The sequence below is a fragment of the Mycobacterium sp. 852014-52144_SCH5372336 genome (genome assembly GCF_001665615.1).
GTDB lineage: Bacteria > Actinomycetota > Actinomycetes > Mycobacteriales > Mycobacteriaceae > Mycobacterium > Mycobacterium neumannii_A.
The window spans coordinates 1-1,376 of sequence record NZ_LZSW01000022.1; the positions used below are offsets into that span (position 1 = coordinate 1).

Annotated in this window: 1 protein-coding gene; it reads right to left on the bottom strand. The window is 65.2% G+C overall.

Annotation, left to right across the window (positions count from 1 at the left end; all coding sequences use genetic code 11):
* Positions 1-39: 39 nt before the first annotated feature.
* A protein-coding gene (locus A5759_RS04810) for an IS3 family transposase (protein ID WP_156616813.1) occupies positions 40-1,325 on the bottom strand; the annotation gives its coding sequence in 2 pieces (ribosomal slippage) (positions 40-1,043 and positions 1,043-1,325; 1,287 coding nt in all).
* Between the last annotated feature and the right edge of the window lie 51 nt (positions 1,326-1,376).

Below are 1,376 nucleotides of genomic sequence, written 5' to 3' on the forward strand. Positions count from 1 at the left end.
TGACCCGTCCCGGTGAGTCCGGAGACTGCATTTGTTGAATCACCCCGCCTTTGGTGGGGTGCGCCTGTGATCGTAGTAGAGCGTCTCGGCGGCTGCGGGGGTGAAGTCGTCGAGGTACTCGTGAGGGCGGTCGGTGTTGAACCACAGCACCCATTCAGCGGTCGCCAACTCGACTTGGTTGACGTCGCGCCACGGGCCTTGCCGGCGGATGAGTTCGTTCTTGAACGACCCGACGGTCGTCTCGGCCAACGCGTTGTCCAGCGCGTCGCCGACCGAGCCGACTGAGGGATCCACGCCCTCGTCGATGAGCCGCTGGGTGAAGGCCACCGAGGTGTACTGGCTGCCCGCGTCGCTGTGCGCTATCAGCCCGCGCAAGCTGGTGGTGCCGTCCTGGGCGCGGGTGAAGAACGCGTGCTCGATAGCGTCGAGGACCAGATCGGTGGTCATGGATCTGGCGGCCCGCCAGCCCAGGATCCGGCGGCTGTAGGCGTCGATGACGAATGCAACGTAGACGAACCCCATCCAGGTTGCGACATACGTAAAGTCGGCTACCCACAACCGATTTGGCGCAGCAGCATAGAATCGACGGTCCACCAGATCCGGGTATCGCCGGTGAGTGTCGTCGGCGATGGTGGTCTTGTGCTTGGATCCGTACCGCGCTCCCTCCCAACCGTTCTTGCGCATAATCCGTTCTACCGTGCAGCGGGCGACATCGTGGCCCTGGCCGCGCAGCCAGATCCACAACTTGCGTGACCCCAACGTCTGGACGAACCTGCCCTTCTTCTTGTGTTCCCTTGCTGCGGTGATGATCTCGACCAACTCGGCGTCGCGCAGCTGGCGCCGCGTCGGGGTCTTGGCGATCCACTCGTAGTAAGTCGACGGGCTGATCGGCACGCCATGCTCAGACAGCACGGCGCACATGGGCTCGACACCCCAGCGCAGCCCGGCCCCGCCGTCGGGGCCGGCCACCTGGTGGTCCTTGTGTTCGGCGATGAACCGGATCACCGTCTCCCGGGCCGGTCGAGCTCGGCCCCGAAGAAAATCGCTGCTGCTTTCAAGATCTCGTTGGCCCGACGCAGCTCGGCGATCTCCTTACGCAACGCCTTGTTCTCCTCGGCCATCTGAGTCGTCACCCCCGGCCGTGCCCCGCTATCGACCTCCGAGCGGCGAATCCACGTCCGCAGCGTCTCGGGGGTGCCGATCCCCAACATGCCCGCCACCGCGGTGATCGCCGCCCACTGCGACGGGTACTGCGGGCGCACCTCGGCGACCATGCGCACCGCCCGCTCACGCAGCTCATCGGGATACTTGCTGACACGTCCCATAACTCAGATCCTCCCAAGATCGGGAGTCTCCGGAAACGCCGGGACGGGTCA